The sequence below is a fragment of the Sphingobium sp. TomMM7A genome, from assembly GCF_055397305.1.
Genome location: NZ_AP027311.1, coordinates 119,311 through 137,894, shown reverse-complemented (window position 1 = coordinate 137,894; position 18,584 = coordinate 119,311). Strand labels below are relative to the sequence as shown.

The window sequence follows — 18,584 nt, the reverse complement described above, 5'->3', positions numbered from 1 at the left end:
ATCCGGTTACCCAGAAAAGGAGCCCCCCATGAAAAAACTGATCGCTTCGGCGTTGCTGCTTGCCAGCGTTTCCGCACCGGCCTTCGCTCAGGACGCCGTGCCCTTTTCCGGTCCCTATGTCGGCGCAGTCGTCGGCGTGGACCATGTCGATTTCGACTCTGTCAACCATGACAGCGGCCTGCTGTATGGCGGCGTGATCGGCTATGACGTCAACGTCAACGGCGCCGTGTTCGGCATCGAAGGCGAATATGCCGATTCCGACGTCAAGAAGTTCGGCGTTCGCACCGATCGTGACCTCTATGCCGGCGTCCGCATCGGCGGCGAAGTCGTGCCGAACGTCCTCGCCTATGCCAAGGGCGGCTACACCAATGCCCGCCTGGAAGACACTCTGGACAACAGCATCAAGCTGGACGGCTACCGTCTGGGCGCCGGTCTGGAAACGACGGTTCAGGGCTTCATCGTTCGCGCTGAATATCGCTATTCGCGTTACGAGCAGATCGGTGGCGTGAACCCCGAGCGTCACCAGGGCGCGCTGATCCTCGGCTACCGTTTCTAAGACACGGCCATAGCAGAAAAAGAAGGGCGTCCCTCTCATGAGGGCGCCCTTTTCTTATACGCTCGAAAGTGACCGGCACCGCGACGCTTGCCACGCACTACCAGCGGCCTAATGTCGCCTTGCCATTCTCATCAGCGAGGCTTGCCATGACTATCACTCGCCGCGTCACGGTTCATGAAGGACCCGGTGGAACCTTCGAGAGCATGGCCGTCTTCGACAAAGCCGCTGGCGCACCCCGGCCCGGCATCCTGCTTTTCCCTAATGCACTGGGCACCAAGGAAGCGGACTTCGTCTACGCCGAGAAGGTCGTGGAACTGGGATACACGCTATTGGTCGCGGACATATATGGTCAGGGCAAGCGAGCCAGCCGCGATGACCCCGATATGGGGCGCTACATGAACGAGGTTAATGCCGACCGCGCCCTGCTGCGTGACCGGCTCAACGCGGCCCATTCCGTTCTGAAGTCACTTCCCGAAGCGGACGCGAGCCGGACGGCCGCGATCGGCTTCTGCTTCGGCGGCAAATGCGTGCTCGATCTGGCGCGCAGCGGCGCCGACATTGCGGGCGGCGTCAGCTTCCATGGGATTTATGACGCGCCAGCTTTTCCCAACGCCGCCATCAGCGCGAAGCTGTTGGTGTGCCACGGTTGGGACGATCCCTTGGCTCCCCCAGCGGCTACGGTGGCATTGGCCGACGAACTGACGAAGGCGGGATGCGATTGGCAAATCCATGCCTATGGGAACACCGGACACGCATTCACCGATAAGGCGGTGAACATGCCGGAAAAGGGCCTCGCCTACAGCCCCGACGCGGACCACCGCAGCTTCCGATCGATGAGGGACTTTCTCGCCGACCTGTTTAACTAGGTTGGCTGCTGTCAGGGCGTATCATCCAGCTCAAAGCTCCCCGATCATCTCCGCCAAAACCGCAAGACAGTCCTTGGCAAGCTGCTTCGACCGTGACGGGGACCAGCCAAATTCCGGATCGGGCAAATCATCATTGTCCTTGAAGGGCATTTCCAGCGTCATCGCGACCGCGCCGAAACGTTCGGCGACCTGATTGGTGGACATGGTCAGGTTGCCCTTGCCCGGCGCCGATGAAGGATAGCCGCGCACCGTCTGAAAATCAGGCGTCCGGGCCGCGAGTGTATCCCGAAAGCGATTATAGAGGGCGAGTTGCCGCTCGCCGAGTGAAGGGATGCCTTCAAAGCCCGCCAGGAACACTGCGGCGATAGCTTCGTCGCCATGTACGTCCATGGCGAAATCGACCCCCGTCCGGTCCATCTCTTGCCGGACAAGGAACACCTCCGGACTGCGGTCCATCGACGGTTCGTGCCATTCGCGGTTGAGGTTCACGCCCGCCGCGTTGGTCCGCAGATGCCCCCGGCGGCTGCCATCAGGGTTCATGTTCGGCACGATATGGAATGTCGCCTTGGCGCGGAGCAGCCGGGCGACGGCATCCTCCTCGTCGCAGAGCCGTTCCAGCGCGCCTTCCATCCACCACTGCGCCATCGTCTCGCCGGGATGCTGGCGGGCGTAGAGCCAGACCTGCTTTGGCCCGTCGCCCAGCGTCAGAAGGTCGAGGGGCTGCTTGTCGAGCGTCAGGCCCAATTCCCGATGCTCGACCCCCGGTTGGCAACCCGCCCAGGCGATCAGGTCGTGGTGCCGCTCCATCGAATAAGGCGCAAAATAGGCAACCCACAGCGCGTTGCGGTCTGGCGAGAGGCTGATGGTGAGAACGCCGTCGGCATAGCTGGTGTCCGCCTGCGTCCAGACTTCCCGATCCTCGCTGATGCGCGCCTTATAGTCCGGCCAACCGTCGGGATAGGCGGATGTCCCGCCATTGACGATCGCCAATTCCACTTCACGCCCGGCAACGCCCGCGATGCGGAAGTGGAACCATTGGTAGAAGTCGCTTTGCCTGTCCTTGACGATCTCAAGCTCGGCCCGGACCCTGTCGCCAGTATCGATGATGGAAAGAACGCGAATATTGCCGCTGTCGAAGGCATTGCTGATCGAGATGGTCATTTCACGGTTATAGTGCGCCCCGATTCCCCCGGATAGCCCCCGATCAACGCACTGGCGAGCTTTTGCGCGGCGATACCGGGCTGAGCGGCGGGCGTACCCTCGCGCGCCTGGGTCAATGCCCGGCCTTCCCAGATCGTCGTCGAATCGGATCGCCTGCGGATCTGCACCTGCAACTCCGTCGTCACCATATCCTTCGGCCGCCCCGAGAGGTTAATGCCGATACCCAAGCCCAGCCCTGAATAGCCGCCGCTGCCGACTGCTCCGCCAACACCCACACTCACGGGCCTGCCATCATTGCCGTAGCCGGTTGGACGGAAAGATCGGCGGAAGCCGACTGATGCGACATAGTCGCTGCGCGCTCTGGCAGGTGCAGCGATGAAACCCACACGCTGCAACTCCTGTTCAACGGCAGCGGCATAGGTCCGGAACTCCAGCCCTGCATCGGGATTGGCAGCCATTTCTTCCACCGCCAACGTTCCGCTCTGCGCCGGATTTCCGACATGAAAGCGGGTTACCTCGACGGGCGGCACCGCCGTGGCACATCCGGCGAGTGACAGGGCAAGGAATGAGGGAAGGAGTATCTGCTTGATCATGCTAATCTCCGACAAAGATGCGGCAGTCCATAGACGATGCCGAACCGGATATCCCTTCAACAGTTGAAGCCATGTCTTTGCTGCATATGGCATGAACGGGGCAAAAGTGCGGCCAGCCGCCCTTGACTTTCAGCCGCCCCACCCATAGGGGCTGCGCTTCGATTTTCCGATCACGCAAGATTCTTAGAAGGCTGACTTCCATGAAGATCCGCAACTCGCTCAAGTCGCTCAAGGGCCGTCACCGGGACAACCGCGTGATCCGCCGTCGCGGCCGCACCTATGTTATCAACAAGACCAATCGCCGCTTCAAGGCCCGCCAGGGCTAATTGAGCGAGCCGATCTCCGCCGTCATATTCGACGTCGGACAGGTTCTGTACCATTGGGAGCCTCGGCTCCTCTACGAGCGCCTGATCGATGATGATCGGGCGCTCGACGCGTTTCTGCGCGATGTCGTGTCGATGGATTGGCATTGCCAGCATGACATGGGCCGTCCGTTCTCGGAAACCAGCGCCGAACTGATCGATCGCCATCCGGAACATGAAGCGCTGATTCGGATATGGGGCGAGCGTTTCATCGACAGCGTCCAGCCTGCCGTTGCAGGCATGGCGCAATTGGTCGGCGAATTACGGGGGCGGGGCGTAGCGCTCTACGGCCTCACCAATTTCAGCGCGGAATTCTGGGATTCCTTTCACGCGCGGGAGGCGGATTTCTTCGCTAACTTTCGCGACATTCTGGTGTCTGGCGCTGAAGGGTTGGTGAAGCCCGACCCTGCCATCTACCGCCTGGCGCTCAGTCGCTTTGGCCTGCGCACCGAGGAGGCTTTCTTCATCGATGATCGGGTAGAAAATGTCGCGGCGGCGGAAGCGCTAGGCATTCGCAGCCACCTCTTCCGGGACGCAGAGACCTTGCGCCGCGATCTTGCAGCGCAAGGCCTGCTACAGCTTAATCCCGCCCTGTAAGCTCATCACCGCGAATGGCGGTGACATGCAGCACGTTGGTCGACCCCGGAGTGCCGAAGGGGACGCCTGCCAGCACCACGATCTTGCTGCCCTTCTGCGTCATATTATGCCGCAGCGCCATGCGCCGGGCCTTGCCCACCATTTCCTCGAACGTGTCGATATCCTTGGTGCGCACCGCATGCACGCCCCAGGTCAGGCCCAGCTTGCGCGCCGTGTCGAGCCGGGGGGTGAGCGCCAGGATCGGCGTCAGCGGACGCTCACGCGCCACCCGGCGAACCGTGCTGCCTGACGAGGTGAAGCAGGTGATCGCGCTGGCCCCAACGACCGAGACGATGCCCGCCGCCCCTTCCGCCAGCGCGTCGGCGGTGGTCGCGTCGGGCTTGGTTTCGGTAAAATGCAGCCGGGCGAAATAGCCGGGGTCACGCTCTACGCTGTGGGCGATGCTGTCCATCATCGCGACTGCCTCTTCAGGCCAGTCGCCCGCCGCCGTTTCCGCAGACAGCATGATCGCGTCGGCGCCATCATAGACGGCGGTGGCGACGTCCGACACTTCGGCGCGGGTGGGCGTCGGCGCCTTGATCATCGATTCGAGCATCTGCGTGGCGACCACCACCGGCCGCCCCATGCGCCGGGCCGTCGCGACAATCTGCTTCTGAAGCGGCGGCACGGCCTGGGGCGGCAGTTCGACGCCCAGGTCGCCGCGCGCGACCATCACGCCGTCGGCCAGCTCCAATATCTCCTCCAGCCGCTGGACCGCGGCGGGCTTCTCGATCTTCGCCATCAGCGCTCCATGGCCGCCCATCAGCTTGCGCGCTTCAGCGAGATCCTCAGGACGCTGCACGAAACTCAAGGCAATCCAATCGCAGCCCTGCTCCACCGCGAAGCTCAGGTCGCGCCGGTCCTTTTCCGTCAAGGCGGGTACGGGAACGACCACATCGGGTACGTTAACGCCCTTGCGGTTCGACAGGGTGCCACCGACCTCGACCACCGTTTCGATCCGGTCATCGGACACATTCTTCACCCGCAGCACCAGCTTGCCGTCGTCCAGTAGCAGCCGGGTTTCAGGGACCAGCGCCGCGTAGATTTCCGGGTGTGGCAGGTTCACGCGCCGTGCGTCGCCCGGCGTTTCGTCGCGGTCGAGTATGAAGGATGCACCCACCTCCAGAACGGCAAGGCCGCTCTTGAACGTACCGACGCGCAGCTTGGGCCCTTGCAAGTCGCCCAATATGGTCGTCGGCCGCCCGAATTCCTTTTCCAGCGCCCGGATGGACGCGATACGCGACGCATGATCCTCATGCGCTCCATGGCTCATGTTGATGCGGAAAGCGTCTGCCCCGGCGATGAACAGCGCGCGGATCACTTCCGGCGTGTCGCTCGCGGGGCCAAGGGTCGCCAAAATCCGGACCTTGCGCGAACGGGGCGGCAGTTTCGTCATTCTCAAAAAGCTCCTGGCCGTCATGGTCGCGCCCTGGCTTGCCAGAGCGCCGTTTTCGATTATCCCTACTGCACGACAGGATGATGTAGATCAGCGAGAGGATCGCCTTGGCCGACAATATGCTCAACGATGCGGTTGCCGCAACCGCCTTCCGCCGCCTGATTGCGCATTTGCAGCACAGGACCGACGTCCAGAACATCGATCTGATGGGAACGGCGGGCTTCTGCCGCAATTGCCTCGCCGATTGGATCGCGGAAACCGACGGCAATTTGAGCAAGGACGAGGCGCGCGAAATCATCCACGGCATGCCCTTTTCGGAGTGGAAACAACGCCATCAGAGCGAGGCGACGCCGGAACAGATCGCAAAGATGCAGGAGAGTGTGGCGAAGAACGCCGACAATCATTAGGAGCGTGCGCCAACCCGATTCACATTCAATCCGGAGATACATTATATGAGCGAGGGCAACGTCGCCGCCGATCAGCTACGCCTTCTTATCGAACGCATCGAGCGTCTGGAGGAAGAGAAGAAGGGTATCGGCGACGATATCAAGGACGTGTATCTGGAGGCCAAGGCGACCGGCTATGATCCGAAGATCATGCGCCAGATCGTCCGCCTGCGCAAAATGCCGCAGCATGACCGGCAGGAAATGGAGGCCATCCTCCAGACCTATCTGTCCGCGCTCGGGATGGAATAATCCATCCCTCCCCGTGCGCCCTGAGCTTGTCGAAGGGCCTTTCTTCCTACAAGACAGGCCCCTCGACCGCATCAAGACGCAGGGAGACACGTCATGCCCGAGATAATCGTCAGCACCACCAGCCGCCTCGAAGGGCGTCCGGCAAAGGAATATCTCGGCATCGTCACCGGCGAGGTGATCGTGGGCGCCAACCTCTTCCGTGACCTGTTCGCTAGTGTGCGGGACATCGTCGGGGGCCGTTCGGGCGCTTATGAGGATGTCCTCCAGCGCGCCCGCGAACAGGCCATTGGCGAGATGAGGATGCGCGCGGCGACGCTGGGCGCCAATGCCGTGGTCGGGGTCGACCTCGATTATGAAGTGCTGGGTTCGAACGGGTCGATGCTGATGGTGTCGGCATCCGGCACCGCGATCCTCGTCTAGTTGCGCTTGGGCAGGACGCCCGCTAGAGAGCGCGCTTCGGATCAGACAAGATTAGGAGCAGGCCGTGGCCGGCCATAGCAAATTCAAGAACATCATGCATCGCAAGGGCGCGCAGGACAAAAAGCGTTCCTCGATGTTCTCCAAGCTCAGCCGCGAAATCACCGTGGCGGCGAAGATGGGCATGCCCGACCCGGACATGAACCCCCGCCTCCGCCTCGCGATCAACGCGGCCAAGGCGCAGTCCATGCCCAAGGACAATATCCAGCGCGCCATCGACAAGGCGATTGGCGGCGACACGGAGAACTACGAGGAAATCCGCTACGAGGGCTACGGCCCCGGCGGGGTGGCGATTATCGTCGAGGCGCTGACCGACAATCGCAACCGCACCGCGACCAACGTCCGCACCGCCTTTTCCAAGAATGGCGGCAATCTGGGCGCGTCTGGCGCGGTCAGCCATGGCTTCGACCGCATGGGCCTGATCACCTATCCGGCGAGCGCTGGCGATGCCGATGCGATCTTCGAGGCTGCTCTGGAAGCGGGCGCGGACGATGTGTCGTCGAACGAAGACGAACATGAAATCTGGACCGCCATGGACGCGCTGCACGAAGTCGCCAAGGCGCTGGAAGGCAAGCTTGGTCCAGCCGAAGGCGCGAAGCTCGCCTGGAAGCCGCAGACGACAGTCGAAGTCGATGAAGGCAGCGCCGCGACCCTGATGAAGCTGGTCGACACGCTGGAAGACGATGACGACGTCCAGACCGTGTGGGGCAATTATGAAGTGTCCGACGAGGTCATGGAGAAGCTGGGTTGATAAACACCCTCCCCTCTCCCCGGCGGGGAGAGGGTTGTTCGGCGTCGAGAATCCGGCTGCTACCTTCCCCTCTCCAAGTCCGGCTAACCGGCAGGCCGGTAAACCTCCCTATCCTCTCACCTGAAGGGGCGAGGATGCTCTCATGATCATCCTTGGACTCGACCCCGGCCTTGGCACCACTGGCTGGGGCTTGATCGCGGCTGACGGCAATCGCCTCACCCACATCGCCAACGGGCAGATCAAGACCGACGCCGAAATGGCGCTTGCCAGCCGCCTGCTCGTACTCGACCTGGCACTCACTGACCTGATCCTTGAACATCAGCCCAATGGCGCGGCGGTCGAGGAAGTGTTCGTCAATGTGAACCCGCAATCAACGCTGAAGCTGGGGCAGGCACGCGGCGTCGTGCTGCTTGCGGCATCCCGGTCGGGGATGGAGGTTGGCGAATATGCGGCGCGGCTTGTCAAAAAATCCGTCGTCGGCGTTGGCAACGCGTCGAAAGATCAGGTCCACGCCATGGTTTCGCGGCTGTTGCCGGGAGCCAAGGTGGCGGGGCCGGATGCGTCCGATGCGCTCGCCGTGGCGATAACACATGCCCATCACCTTGCGAGCGCTCGCCGCATTCCGCGCCGCTGAGGGAGCAGACAAGCCTGGAAGCGGGATCCCGGATCAAGTCCGGGATGACGGATGTGTTATAAGGCGGTCACTGCCAGTCGAAGGGCAGCGGCGCTTCCCGAAAGGCAAAGCGGTCGAGATGGTTGGCCACAACTTGCTTGAAACGATCCACATCAGCACCCTCCGCCGGGTCGATAGTCACCGTCGACGCCTCGTCACCGGCCATCATGCGAATCGGCCCCATCGGAAAGGGGATCACGCCCTGCTGCACGTCGAAGTCGGTTTCAAACTTGTGGCTCCAATGCTTGCAGAGCTGCTGGAGATAGCGGCTACCGTTTTTGGTCGGCAGATTAGCGGTCAGGGTCATGGGTCGAGCCTTTCGATCTGGCTGGCCGCTTCGTCGATCCGGGCGGCGACGTCGAACATGCTTTGGGAATCGGCGCCTTCCCTTTCAAGCCGCCCACGCACGGCCACGGAAAGATTGTGCATCACCCTTAGCACGGCCTTCTGCCGTCACGCGTATGAAAAACCCGCCAGATCAAGCCCGGCGGGTTTTTGGATTAGCTAGCGAATGGTCGTCAGTCGGGTTTCTTGGCAACACTCACCAAGGCCGGGCGCAGCAGGCGATCGCGGATCGTGTATCCCGCCTGCATCTCCACCAGCACTGTCCCCGGCTCAACATCATCCGACGGCACTTCCATCATCGCCTGATGCTTGTTGGGATCAAGCGGCTGGCCAACCGACACCAGCTTTTCGATGCCATTGCGGCCAAAGACGCCTTCCAGTTCGCGGCCCGTCGCTTCGAGGCCAGCGACCAGCCCCTTGAACTTTTCATCGTCACGCAGTTCTGCCGGGATAGCTTGCAGCGCGCGGCCCAGATTGTCCGCGACCGACAGCATATCGCGCGCAAACGAGGTTGCGGCATAGGCGCGCGTGTCGGCCAGTTCCTTTTCAAGCCGCCGACGGACATTCTGCGTTTCGGCATGGGCGTAGAGCGCGTCCTGCTTCGCCGCAGCCAGCTCACCCTCCAGCGCTGCAAGGCGTTCGGCAGCCGCATCGCCCACAGGCGCTGCGTCCTCGGGCAGTTCGTCAACGACTTCAGTATTTTCGATATTCAGCTTGTCTTCGCTCATCTCATCAATCTCGATAACGTCTGCGCAGTGAAATCCACCATGGGGATCACCCGCGCGTAGTTCAAGCGCGTTGGGCCAATGACGCCGACCACGCCGACAACACGGCCATCGCCGCCACGGTAAGGCGCGGCTATGACCGAAGAACCGGAGAGGGAAAAGAGCTTGTTTTCCGACCCGATGAAGATTTTCGTCGCGCTGCCCGCCAGCGCGCCTTCCAGCAGGCGCGAAATCTCCTGCTTGCCTTCCAGTTGTTCGAGCAACTGGCGCACCCGTTCCAGGTCGGCGGCGGTGCCATCATCCAGCAGATGCGCCTGACCGCGAACGATCAGTACCGGACGGTCATCCGCATCCTGCGACCAGACAGCGATGCCGCGCGCCACCAGTTCCCGCGCCGCGCCCTGAAGCGCGGTTCGCTCGCCCTCCATCTCGCGACGCAGGGCTTCGCCCGCCTCCCTGAGCGTCATTCCGGCAAAGCGCGCGGACATGAAGTTCGCCGCTTCGTTCAGCATGCTGGGCGTCACGCCTGCGGGCATGTCGAGCACGCGGTTTTCTACAGAGCCGTCCTGTCCCACCAACACGGCCAGCGCCTGACGATCATTGAGCGGCACAAAGCCGAACTGGCGCATCACCGGCTCGCGCTTGGGCACCATGACGATTCCCGCGCAGGCAGAGAGGCCCGATAGCGCGGCAGTCGCTGCGGACAATGCTTCCTCGATCGGGCCACCCTCGGCAATGCCTGCCTCGATCGCGCGGCGTTCCTCGACCGACGGCTCGGCAGCCTGCATCATGCCGTCGACAAAAAGGCGCAATCCGGTTTCGGTCGGCATGCGACCTGCCGAAGTGTGCGGGGCGGCCAACAGTCCCAGCTCCTCCAGATCCTGCATGACGTTGCGGATCGATGCAGGCGACAGGCTGAGCGAGGCGATTTTGCTGATGGTGCGCGAACCCACGGGCAGGCCGGTTCCGAGATAGTTTTCGACCACCACCCGGAAAACGTCGCGCGCCCGCTCATTGAGTTCGGTAACCGGTGTGACCGCCATGCGCCCCTATCTAGGCGAGCGAAGGGCCGTACTCAAGCCGGGGCTATCTTACGGCGGACGGCTTCACCATCGCGTCGATGTCCAGCATCCGGGGAACGGCCGCAATGGTGGCACGCAACTTGCCATAACCGGCGTCCATGCATCCCGACTGGAACTCCAGCCGGGTGGTCGGTTGCTGATCCCTGGTCCATTCGATGGTGTAGCCGGGCATGTCGGTCGCGAAGCGGGTACAGTTCTCCCCATGGGTGATGCGCCGGACCGTTCCTGCGGGAGGCCGAAACTGCGCCAGCGCAGCGCGGAAACGGCGATATTGCGCTGGCGTGACGGTGAAGCGCGTGGCTCCCGGAACGGCCGTGAACCGCTCAGGCTCCAACAGGCCCGAACCATCGGGCGTCACCTGCAGGCTGTAACTGGGGCAAACGCCGAAACAGGGACCCGCCGAAAAGCGGATCGTGTCGCCGACGGCAGCGGGCTTTTCAAGTTCGGCCCGCTCCGTCGCACAACCGGCTGTCAGGGCGGCGCCCGCCAAGATTATCATCCAACGCAATTGCATGTAGGCTTCCTACCATCTTTCGCACGTATCGCCACTGGCAAGACGACGCTCCCAGCGCAGTTATTTGATGGCCGCATCGCTTTTTGCGAAAAACCGGTTCCCACTTTTTCGCGCGATGCTCTAAGCCGCACCGACTGAACCCTTCGGAGAAAATTTTATGCGTCCTTCCGGCCGCGCGCCCGACCAGATGCGCGACATCACCATGGAGCCCGGCTTCACCATCCATGCCGAGGGCAGCTGCCTGGTCAGCTTCGGCGATACGCGCGTGCTGTGCACCGCTTCGGTCGAGGAGAAGGTGCCGCCTTTCCTTCGCGGCAAGGGTTCGGGCTGGGTAACGGCGGAATATGGCATGCTGCCCCGCGCCACCCATACGCGCGGCAGCCGTGAAGCGGCCAAGGGCAAGCAGTCGGGCCGCACGCAGGAAATTCAGCGTTTGATCGGCCGGTCGCTGCGCACCGTCGTGGATATGAAAAAGCTGGGCGAGCGGCAGATTGTTATCGATTGCGACGTGATCCAGGCCGATGGCGGCACTCGGACGGCGGCCATTTCCGGCAGCTGGGTTGCGCTGCGTATTGCCATCGACAAGCTGATCGCTTCGGGCGCGCTGGCCGAAGACCCGATCATCCAGAAGGTCGCCGCGATCAGCTGCGGCATCTATAATGGCACGCCCGTGCTGGACCTCGACTATGCCGAGGACAGCAATGCCGAAACCGACGCCAACCTGATCCTGACCGGCGATGGCAAGTTCGCCGAAGTGCAGGCGACGGCCGAGGGCGCCGCTTATGATGAGGAAGAGCTGCTGCGCCTGCTGCGTCTGGCGCGCATCGGTTGCTCGCAGATCTTTGCTGCTCAGGACAAGGCGACAGGCCGCTAAGCGCATTCGTCCGTTCGTTTCGAGCGTTTCGAGAAATGCTATCTATGCACTGCGCGCTTCTCGACTATGCTCGAAGCGAACGGGGAGAATGACATAATCATGAGCGACGATTTCGGACAGGAACAGGCGATCCGTAAGCTGGGGCCGGGCAAGCTGGTGATCGCCAGCCATAATCCCGGCAAGGTACGCGAAATTGGCGAACTGCTGGCCCCCTATGGGATCGAGACTGTATCCGCAGCGGCGCTAGACCTGCCCGAACCGGAAGAAACCGGCACGACCTTCATCGCCAATGCAGAGCTGAAGGCGATGCAGGCGGCCGATCTGTCGGGGCTTCCCGCGCTGGCGGATGATAGCGGGCTGTGCGTCGAGGCGCTGAATGGCGATCCGGGTATCTTCTCCGCTCGCTGGGCGGGTGAAACGAAGGATTTCAGCATCGCGATGCAACGCGTCTGGGATGCGATCGAAGCCAAGGGGCCTGATGCAGGGCATGGCGCGCATTTCATCTGCGCGTTGGCGGTGGCTTGGCCCGACGGTCATGTCGAAGCGTTTGAGGGGCGGGTTGACGGCATCCTCATCTGGCCGCCGCGCGGAGACAAGGGCTTTGGCTATGACCCGATGTTCCAGCCCTTGGGCCACACGATCAGCTTTGGCGAGATGGAGCCGGAAAAGAAGCATGCGATGAGCCATCGTGCGGATGCCTTCGCGCAGCTGGTCGCGGCTGTCTTCTAAAGAAGCGAGGCGGGCTTATTCGCCCATGCTAGCCAGACGGGAGCCGAAAGGGCTGTCGTCTGCGTCTAGCGGGCCTTTGCCAAAGGCGTTGCCCGCTGGAAAATAGCGGCAGACGAGATAATCGAAATTCTGTCCTTCGGCGAGGGCGCAGCCGACCTTTTGAGTGCCGCGCCAGATCATCTGCGTGTAATGGCCGACATCTTCCCAGCGGCCTGACATGCTGATGTCCGGCAGCTTGCCTCCGCGCCGGAACAGGTGCTTCTCGTCGAGGAAAGCACCGATCATCGTCTCATATCCGTAGAGACGCCGCGGACCCATCCAGAGATTTTCACCGCTGGGAACGGCGCGGGATGCGCGCGGGGAATGTTGGAAGCGGTTGGTCACGGCCATCTGCCGGGCATATTGGGCAGCATCCTGAGCGAGGGCGCTATCCCATGCCAACGGCGTGAGGCCCAGAGATTGGCGCTCGTCATTGTGCATGCCCAATACGACGTCGCGCAGCAATAGGTTGCCGCGTTCCGCCTCCTCCATGCCGTAATAGGCGGCGGGCATGACCGTCTGGGTGGGCGCCGCCTGGATCGGCGGCGAGGCTTTTGATGGTTGAGCAGCAGTGATTCCCGTTGTCGCAAGCGCTGCCATTGCTAGCCGTGCGGCCCAAAGCCGTCTAAGGACGCCCCCACTCATGCCCCTGCCCCTGATCGATTCCCCGGCCTCCGCGCCTGAACCTATGGCCTTATATGTGCACTGGCCATTTTGCGTTTCCAAATGTCCTTATTGCGATTTTAACAGCCATGTTCGCGCGGACATCGATACCGACGCCTGGCGGGCGGCGCTGCTGGACGACCTTGCCCATGAAGCGGGGCTGACTGGCGGGCGGCCGCTCTCATCCATCTTTTTCGGCGGCGGAACGCCGTCGCTGATGCCGCCGGAAATCGTCTCGAACATCATCGACGCTGCCGCCAGCTACTGGCGGCCCACGGCGGACATGGAAATCACGTTGGAGGCTAATCCAAGTTCGGTGGAAGCAGCGCGCTTCGCCGATCTGGCGCGTGCGGGGGTGAACCGCGTGTCACTGGGGGTGCAGGCGCTGAATAATCAGGCGCTGCATTTTCTCGGCCGGGCGCATGATGTGGGCGAGGCCCTGGCCGCCCTGGATGTTGCCCAATCGGTCTTCGGGCGGGTGAACCTGGACCTCATCTATGCGCGGCCCGACCAGAGCGAGGCGGACTGGGAGGCGGAGCTGGCGCGCGGCCTGTCTTTTGGCACCGATCACCTGTCGCTTTATCAGCTGACGATCGAACCGGGCACACGGTTCGCCACGCTCGTTGCTCAGGGGAAGCTGACGCCCGCCGATCCGGACTATGCGGCGACCCTCTATGAGCAGACGCAGGCCATGACCGAGGCGGCCGGACTGCCCGCCTATGAAATCAGCAATCATGCGAAGCCCGGTCAGGAGAGCCGCCACAACCTTACCTATTGGCGCTATGGCACCTATGCCGGGATCGGTCCCGGCGCGCATGGACGGCGCGAGGGGATGGCGACGCTTCGCCACAAGAAGCCGGAAAACTGGATGGGCGCGGTGGGCCGGAATGGCCACGGGCTGCAAAGCGAGGAAGTGCTGACGCCAGAAGATCGCGGGCGTGAAGCGCTGCTGATGGGGTTGCGGCTTGCGGAGGGCGTCGATCTTGATCGCATCTCGGCGCTATCCGGTATCCCCGTCAGACAGTTGATCAATGAAGCTGCCATTGCGCGGCTCGCCCAGCTGGACCTGATCGAGTGCAAAGGGCAGCATCTGAAGATTACGCCAGCAGCCATGCTGCTGCTGGACGCCATCCTGCCAGAGATTGTTAAAGTCTGATTGCGGCGATTCAGTTGGCCGCTGCGACGCCTTCGTCGGTCATCAACTGCTGAAGCTCACCGGCCTCGTACATTTCCATCATGATATCGCTGCCGCCGACAAATTCGCCCTTCACATAGAGCTGGGGGATGGTCGGCCAATCCGAAAACGCCTTGATGCCCTGCCGCACCAACTGGTCCTGCAGCACATCGACGGACTCATAAGCCACGCCCAGATGATCGAGGATGGCAATTGCACGACTGGAAAAACCACATTGCGGGAACAGGGGGGTGCCCTTCATGAAGAGCACGACGTCATTGCTGTTCACAATATCTGCGATCCGCTGATGCACGGCGTCGGTCATGGGTCGGTCCAGTCCTGTCGGGCGCCGCAAATGACACGCGGCGCGCATGAAAAATGATAGCGGTTAGTTGGGAACGGCAGTCGTCAGTTGCAAGGCGTGGAGCACGCCGCCCATCCGACCGCCAAGCGCGGCATAGACGGCGCGCTGTTGCGCGACCCGGCTCATGCCCCGGAAGCTTTCCGCCACGACGCGCGCCGCATAATGATCGCCATCACCGGCGAGGTCGGTAATTTCGACGTCCGCGTCCGGAATGGCCGCCCGGATCATGTCCGCAATATCGTCGGCAGCCATTGGCATGGGGCGTGTCCGTCCTGCTTACTGGGCTTCGATGAACTGGCGGCGCGCGATCACCTGCCGCTCTTCCAGAGCCGCTCGCACGCCCGGCTCGTCAATGTCTACGCCCGCCTGGGTCATATCACCCACGAGCTTGCGAATGACGTCTTCGTCGCCCGCTTCCTCAAAATCGGCCTGCACTACGGATTTGGCGTAGGCGTCGGTCTCTTCCGGCGTCAGGCCCATACGCACTGCGGCCCATTCGCCGAGCAGCCGGTTCCGCCGCGCCTGGATGCGAAACTGCATCTCCTGGTCATGGGCGAACATATTTTCAAAGGCCTTTTCGCGGTCGTCGAAAGTCGTCATGCCTGTGCCTTGTCAAAAAGAAGCTGAAGTCTGGGATGAGATAGGAAGATCGGGACGGTTACGCAACGGCAGGAACAAGCCAGGGCCGCAGCCCGGCGTCCTTCGCCTCGAACTGGCTGATCGTGTCAGCCTGCCCCAGCGTCAACCCGATCTCGTCCAGCCCGCCAAGCAGGCAATGCTTGCGGAAGGGATCGATTTCAAACTGGAATCGATCCTGAAACTGCGTCGTGACCGTCTGATGTTCCAGATCGACATGGATCGGATCACTCTTCGCGACCTCCATCAGCCGGTCGATCGCTTCCTGCGGCAGAACCACGGTAAGGATGCCGTTCTTAAACGCGTTGCCGGAGAAAATGTCGGAGAAGCTAGGCGCAATCACCACCTTGATGCCAAGGTCGGCTAGCGCCCAGGCGGCATGTTCACGACTGGACCCGCAACCGAAATTGTCGCCCGCGATCAGGATCGGGCTGCCAGCATATTCCGGATCGTCAAAGACGTTGCCCGGTTCCTTGCGCAGCACTTCGAACGCGCCCTTGCCAAGGCCCGAACGCGAAATGGTCTTCAGCCAATGCGCAGGAATGACGATGTCGGTATCGACATTCTTCATCCCGAACGGATAGGCCTTGCCCTCAACGATATTCAGCTTGTCCATCAATGCGCCCGCTTGGTCTCCAGGCGGCGGCTGTCTTCCGCGCGCCCGAGGGTCGCCGCCATGGCGGCACTGGCCAGCGCGCCGAGCGCCAGCACCCAGAATACCTTCTTCATGCGACCACCTCTCCCTGTTTTTCGTTCAGCAATTCTCGCACGTCGGTCAGATGCCCGGTGATGGCGGCAGCGGCTGCCATGGCGGGAGATACGAGATGAGTGCGCGAACCGGGGCCTTGGCGGCCCATGAAGTTGCGGTTGCTGGTGGAAGCGCAGCGCTCTCCGGCAGGCACCTTGTCGGGATTCATGCCCAGACACGCAGAGCAGCCCGGTTCGCGCCATTCGAACCCGGCATCGGTGAAGATGCGGTCGAGCCCTTCGGCTTCGGCCTGCTGCTTCACCAGACCCGATCCGGGAACGACCAGCGCCTGCTTGATGCCGCTGGCGATATGTTTGTCCTTCAGCAGGGCGGCGGCGGCGCGCAAATCTTCTATGCGGCTGTTGGTGCAGCTGCCGATGAAGATATGTTCGACCGTCACGTCCTCCATCCGCTGTCCGGCGGTGAGGCCCATATAGTCGAGGGACTTCTGCGCGGCGGCGCGCTTGGACGCGTCGGCGAAGCTTTCCGGATCGGGAACGACGCCAGTCACCGGCACGACGTCCTCGGGGCTGGTGCCCCAGGTCACGTTGGGCACGATGTCGGCGGCATCGATGACGATCGTTTTGTCGAACTGCGCGCCTTCATCGGTCGCCAGCGTCTTCCAATAGGCGACGGCGGCATCCCAATCGGCGCCCTTGGGCGCCATGGGACGGCCCTTCAGATAGGCAACGGTCTTCTCATCCGGGGCGAACAGGCCCGAACGCGCGCCTGCCTCGATCGACATGTTGGCGACGGTCAGGCGGCCTTCGATCGACATGTCGCGGAAGACAGAGCCGCGATATTCCATGACGTAGCCGGTGCCGCCCGCCGTGCCGATACGGCCGCAGATGGCCAGCGCCACATCCTTGGGCGTAACGCCGAAGCCCAGTTCGCCTTCGACGACGACTTCCATGGTCTTCGATTGCTTGAGCAGCAGGGTCTGCGTGGCGAGCACATGCTCAACCTCGGAGGTGCCGATGCCGAAGGCCAGCGCGCCTAGCGCCCCGTGCGAGCTGGTGTGGCTGTCGCCACAGACCAGCGTCGTGCCCGGCAGGGTGAAGCCCTGCTCCGGCCCCACTACGTGAACAATCCCCTGTTCAAGATCCGCATCGCCGATCAGGCGAACGCCGAACTCCGGCGCATTTCTTTCCAGCGCGGCAAGCTGCTGCGCGCTTTCTGGATCGGCGATGGGGATGCGGTTGCCCTGCGCATCGCGGCGGGGCGTCGTGGGCAGATTGTGATCCGGAACAGCGAGCGTCAGATCGGGGCGGCGCACCGGGCGGCCCGCTATCCTTAGACCCTCGAAGGCCTGGGGACTCGTCACCTCATGAACGAGGTGGCGGTCGATATAGATGAGGCAGGTTCCATCGGGACGGCGTTCAACGACATGCGCGTCCCAAATCTTCTCGTACAGCGTGCGGGGCTTGACCATAACCCTTTCCCCCTAGACCCAGAGCGGGCGCGGCGAAAGGGGGCATGGGACCAATATTTGCTGTCTACGCCGATAGCAGGCTTGCAAGGGGCAGGTCAGGACGCGCGGTAATCTTCTATGATGCGGCCAGCGGCGCCCACATCCGCCTCATGGCTTTCCTCGCGCCAGGTTTCGGCGAGGGCAGCGGCCTCCCATTCCCGCATTGCGGGGTGGGCCAGCATGTGATCGACCCATGCGTGCGCCACTGGCCCGACATTCAGGTCATAGGTCCGCACCCGGAAGGCGACGGGCGCGTAGAAGGCGTCGATCGCGGTGAAGGCTGGCCCGGCGAGGAAGGGACCGCCGAAGCGCTTCAGCCCTTCCCCCCATATTTCCGAAAGCCGCGCTATATCGCGGTTCAGCTGTGGCGAGGGCAGGTCGCGCTCGACTCGCACGCCGACATTCATGGGGCATTCGTTGCGCAGGGTCGCAAAGCCGCTGTGCATTTCGGCAACGGCGCTTTGGGCGAAGGCGCGCGCGGATTCCTCCTGTGGCCATACGGCAGGGTGGCGATCGGCAAGATAGAGGGTAATGCCGAGGGAATCCCACACCGTCCGATCGCCATCGATCAAGGCCGGCACCTGCCCGGTTGGTGAAAAGTTGCGGAAGGCAGAGTAATTTATGCTCTGCACAAAGGGCTCAAGCCGATCCGCGAAGGGAATGCCGAGCGCCTTCATCAGCACCCAGGGACGCAGTGACCAGCTGGAATAATTCCGGTTCGCGCTAATGAGCGTGTAGGGCATGGAGGCTCTCCCGTCGGGTCTGACACCTTCAGGATAAGCGTCCGGCCGTTCGGGCGAAAGCGCAAAGCGGGCTTGACGGTGATTAGAAAAGCCTGCCGCCGGGATCACCGGAGGCAGGCTTTCTCTCATCGACAGCGGGCGATTATCGTAGGCGACCGAGCCGGTGATAAAGGTTAGCGAACTTCACCGAATCCGGCGTGTCTTTCACCTTCTGCAGATAATCAGCCACCGCCGTCCTGAGCAGCGAGAAATCCTCGGTCGAGAAAACCGCGCGGGACCTCGTGGGTTCAGTCATTTCGTCCTCCTTTCCT

28 protein-coding genes are annotated in these 18,584 nt (G+C 62.4%); 12 read left to right on the top strand and 16 right to left on the bottom strand.

The genetic code is table 11. The annotated features are described in order from the left end of the window. Positions 1 to 28 precede the first annotated feature (28 nt). Both ACZ5ZH_RS00740 and ACZ5ZH_RS00735 read left to right on the top strand, forming a co-directional pair. Complete coding sequence (locus ACZ5ZH_RS00740; protein ID WP_464771857.1) at positions 29 to 556, top strand: porin family protein; 528 nt, start codon at positions 29 to 31, stop codon at positions 554 to 556. Positions 557 to 702: 146 nt separating this feature from the next. Continuing rightward, positions 703 to 1,422 (top strand): dienelactone hydrolase family protein, encoded by a 720-nt coding sequence (locus ACZ5ZH_RS00735; RefSeq protein ID WP_464771856.1) that lies wholly within the window; start codon positions 703 to 705, stop codon positions 1,420 to 1,422. Between the two features lie 30 nt (positions 1,423 to 1,452). On the opposite strand, the gene ACZ5ZH_RS00730 is transcribed toward ACZ5ZH_RS00735, so the two are convergent. Next, complete coding sequence (locus ACZ5ZH_RS00730) at positions 1,453 to 2,583, bottom strand: M14 family metallopeptidase (RefSeq protein WP_464771855.1); 1,131 nt, start codon at positions 2,581 to 2,583, stop codon at positions 1,453 to 1,455. Beyond that, positions 2,580 to 3,176 (bottom strand): hypothetical protein, encoded by a 597-nt coding sequence (locus tag ACZ5ZH_RS00725; RefSeq protein WP_460987470.1) that lies wholly within the window; start codon positions 3,174 to 3,176, stop codon positions 2,580 to 2,582. The genes ACZ5ZH_RS00730 and ACZ5ZH_RS00725 overlap by 4 nt, the downstream gene beginning before the upstream one ends. 200 nt (positions 3,177 to 3,376) lie before the next feature. On the opposite strand from ACZ5ZH_RS00725, the gene ykgO reads away from it, so the two are divergent. Together ykgO and ACZ5ZH_RS00715 are read left to right on the top strand one after the other, a co-directional pair. After that, complete coding sequence (gene ykgO / locus ACZ5ZH_RS00720) at positions 3,377 to 3,502, top strand: type B 50S ribosomal protein L36 (RefSeq protein ID WP_004210176.1); 126 nt, start codon at positions 3,377 to 3,379, stop codon at positions 3,500 to 3,502. Next, positions 3,503 to 4,135, top strand: coding sequence for an HAD family hydrolase (locus ACZ5ZH_RS00715; RefSeq protein WP_460987469.1), 633 nt, complete (start codon positions 3,503 to 3,505; stop codon positions 4,133 to 4,135). Here the strand turns inward: ACZ5ZH_RS00715 and pyk are convergent. Further along, on the bottom strand, positions 4,119 to 5,570 hold the full coding sequence (gene pyk / locus ACZ5ZH_RS00710; RefSeq protein ID WP_449471167.1) for a pyruvate kinase: 1,452 nt from the start codon (positions 5,568 to 5,570) through the stop codon (positions 4,119 to 4,121). The two genes, ACZ5ZH_RS00715 and pyk, sit on opposite strands and share 17 nt — an antisense overlap. A 119-nt stretch (positions 5,571 to 5,689) precedes the next feature. Here pyk and ACZ5ZH_RS00705 point away from each other — a divergent pair, with 119 nt between their 5' ends. The 5 genes from ACZ5ZH_RS00705 to ruvC all read left to right on the top strand — a co-directional run bounded on the left by ACZ5ZH_RS00705 (position 5,690) and on the right by ruvC (position 8,127). After that, on the top strand, positions 5,690 to 5,977 hold the full coding sequence (locus tag ACZ5ZH_RS00705; protein ID WP_464772562.1) for a DUF1244 domain-containing protein: 288 nt from the start codon (positions 5,690 to 5,692) through the stop codon (positions 5,975 to 5,977). Between the two features lie 45 nt (positions 5,978 to 6,022). Continuing rightward, complete coding sequence (locus ACZ5ZH_RS00700) at positions 6,023 to 6,265, top strand: DUF2312 domain-containing protein (RefSeq protein WP_449471166.1); 243 nt, start codon at positions 6,023 to 6,025, stop codon at positions 6,263 to 6,265. Between the two features lie 93 nt (positions 6,266 to 6,358). After that, a complete protein-coding gene (locus ACZ5ZH_RS00695) occupies positions 6,359 to 6,685 on the top strand; it encodes a heavy metal-binding domain-containing protein (RefSeq protein ID WP_464771854.1) in 327 nt (108 codons plus the stop codon). Positions 6,686 to 6,749: 64 nt separating this feature from the next. Then, the gene (locus tag ACZ5ZH_RS00690) at positions 6,750 to 7,493 is read left to right on the top strand and encodes a YebC/PmpR family DNA-binding transcriptional regulator (RefSeq protein WP_449471164.1); all 744 of its coding nucleotides are present in this window, start codon (positions 6,750 to 6,752) and stop codon (positions 7,491 to 7,493) included. A gap of 142 nt (positions 7,494 to 7,635) precedes the next feature. Further along, a complete protein-coding gene (gene ruvC, locus ACZ5ZH_RS00685; RefSeq protein WP_460987468.1) occupies positions 7,636 to 8,127 on the top strand; it encodes a crossover junction endodeoxyribonuclease RuvC in 492 nt (163 codons plus the stop codon). Between the two features lie 67 nt (positions 8,128 to 8,194). Here ruvC and ACZ5ZH_RS00680 read toward each other — a convergent pair whose 3' ends face one another. The 5 genes from ACZ5ZH_RS00680 to ACZ5ZH_RS00660 all read right to left on the bottom strand — a co-directional run bounded on the left by ACZ5ZH_RS00680 (position 8,195) and on the right by ACZ5ZH_RS00660 (position 10,817). Then, positions 8,195 to 8,473: a DUF2218 domain-containing protein gene (locus ACZ5ZH_RS00680; protein ID WP_464771853.1), complete on the bottom strand. Its 279-nt coding sequence runs from the start codon at positions 8,471 to 8,473 to the stop codon at positions 8,195 to 8,197. Then, on the bottom strand, positions 8,470 to 8,595 hold the full coding sequence (locus tag ACZ5ZH_RS00675) for a hypothetical protein (RefSeq protein WP_464771852.1): 126 nt from the start codon (positions 8,593 to 8,595) through the stop codon (positions 8,470 to 8,472). The genes ACZ5ZH_RS00680 and ACZ5ZH_RS00675 overlap by 4 nt, the downstream gene beginning before the upstream one ends. 89 nt (positions 8,596 to 8,684) lie before the next feature. Then, positions 8,685 to 9,239, bottom strand: a complete 555-nt coding sequence (grpE, locus tag ACZ5ZH_RS00670; RefSeq protein WP_464771851.1) for a nucleotide exchange factor GrpE — start codon at positions 9,237 to 9,239, stop codon at positions 8,685 to 8,687. After that, positions 9,236 to 10,279, bottom strand: coding sequence for a heat-inducible transcriptional repressor HrcA (hrcA, locus tag ACZ5ZH_RS00665; protein WP_464771850.1), 1,044 nt, complete (start codon positions 10,277 to 10,279; stop codon positions 9,236 to 9,238). Before hrcA ends, grpE begins: the two co-directional genes overlap by 4 nt. A 43-nt stretch (positions 10,280 to 10,322) precedes the next feature. Continuing rightward, positions 10,323 to 10,817, bottom strand: coding sequence for a DUF6438 domain-containing protein (locus tag ACZ5ZH_RS00660; protein ID WP_464775216.1), 495 nt, complete (start codon positions 10,815 to 10,817; stop codon positions 10,323 to 10,325). Positions 10,818 to 10,989: 172 nt separating this feature from the next. Between ACZ5ZH_RS00660 and rph the strand changes: the two genes are divergently transcribed. After that, positions 10,990 to 11,706, top strand: coding sequence for a ribonuclease PH (rph, locus tag ACZ5ZH_RS00655; RefSeq protein ID WP_464771848.1), 717 nt, complete (start codon positions 10,990 to 10,992; stop codon positions 11,704 to 11,706). A 99-nt stretch (positions 11,707 to 11,805) separates the two neighbouring features. Beyond that, positions 11,806 to 12,435 carry an RdgB/HAM1 family non-canonical purine NTP pyrophosphatase gene (gene rdgB / locus ACZ5ZH_RS00650; RefSeq protein ID WP_464771847.1) on the top strand — a complete coding sequence of 210 codons (630 nt, stop codon included), beginning with the start codon at positions 11,806 to 11,808 and terminating at the stop codon, positions 12,433 to 12,435. 15 nt (positions 12,436 to 12,450) lie between these two features. Here rdgB and ACZ5ZH_RS00645 read toward each other — a convergent pair whose 3' ends face one another. Then, on the bottom strand, positions 12,451 to 13,119 hold the full coding sequence (locus tag ACZ5ZH_RS00645) for a CAP domain-containing protein (protein WP_464771846.1): 669 nt from the start codon (positions 13,117 to 13,119) through the stop codon (positions 12,451 to 12,453). Here ACZ5ZH_RS00645 and hemW point away from each other — a divergent pair. Next, positions 13,118 to 14,293 carry a radical SAM family heme chaperone HemW gene (gene hemW, locus ACZ5ZH_RS00640; protein ID WP_464771845.1) on the top strand — a complete coding sequence of 392 codons (1,176 nt, stop codon included), beginning with the start codon at positions 13,118 to 13,120 and terminating at the stop codon, positions 14,291 to 14,293. The two genes, ACZ5ZH_RS00645 and hemW, sit on opposite strands and share 2 nt — an antisense overlap. A 10-nt stretch (positions 14,294 to 14,303) precedes the next feature. On the opposite strand, the gene grxD is transcribed toward hemW, so the two are convergent. From grxD to ACZ5ZH_RS00605, 7 genes are all read right to left on the bottom strand, one after another. Continuing rightward, positions 14,304 to 14,636: a Grx4 family monothiol glutaredoxin gene (gene grxD, locus ACZ5ZH_RS00635; RefSeq protein WP_449471149.1), complete on the bottom strand. Its 333-nt coding sequence runs from the start codon at positions 14,634 to 14,636 to the stop codon at positions 14,304 to 14,306. A 63-nt stretch (positions 14,637 to 14,699) separates the two neighbouring features. Beyond that, a complete protein-coding gene (locus ACZ5ZH_RS00630; protein WP_006965900.1) occupies positions 14,700 to 14,933 on the bottom strand; it encodes a BolA/IbaG family iron-sulfur metabolism protein in 234 nt (77 codons plus the stop codon). 18 nt (positions 14,934 to 14,951) lie between these two features. Continuing rightward, positions 14,952 to 15,275, bottom strand: a complete 324-nt coding sequence (locus tag ACZ5ZH_RS00625) for a DUF1476 domain-containing protein (RefSeq protein ID WP_464771844.1) — start codon at positions 15,273 to 15,275, stop codon at positions 14,952 to 14,954. Between the two features lie 58 nt (positions 15,276 to 15,333). Further along, positions 15,334 to 15,927, bottom strand: coding sequence for a 3-isopropylmalate dehydratase small subunit (leuD, locus tag ACZ5ZH_RS00620; protein ID WP_460987457.1), 594 nt, complete (start codon positions 15,925 to 15,927; stop codon positions 15,334 to 15,336). A 109-nt stretch (positions 15,928 to 16,036) separates the two neighbouring features. Next, positions 16,037 to 17,491, bottom strand: a complete 1,455-nt coding sequence (gene leuC / locus ACZ5ZH_RS00615) for a 3-isopropylmalate dehydratase large subunit (protein WP_464771843.1) — start codon at positions 17,489 to 17,491, stop codon at positions 16,037 to 16,039. 95 nt (positions 17,492 to 17,586) lie between these two features. Further along, a complete protein-coding gene (locus ACZ5ZH_RS00610; RefSeq protein ID WP_464771842.1) occupies positions 17,587 to 18,273 on the bottom strand; it encodes a glutathione S-transferase family protein in 687 nt (228 codons plus the stop codon). A gap of 142 nt (positions 18,274 to 18,415) precedes the next feature. Continuing rightward, positions 18,416 to 18,568, bottom strand: coding sequence for a hypothetical protein (locus tag ACZ5ZH_RS00605; RefSeq protein WP_464771841.1), 153 nt, complete (start codon positions 18,566 to 18,568; stop codon positions 18,416 to 18,418). Positions 18,569 to 18,584: the final 16 nt, after the last annotated feature.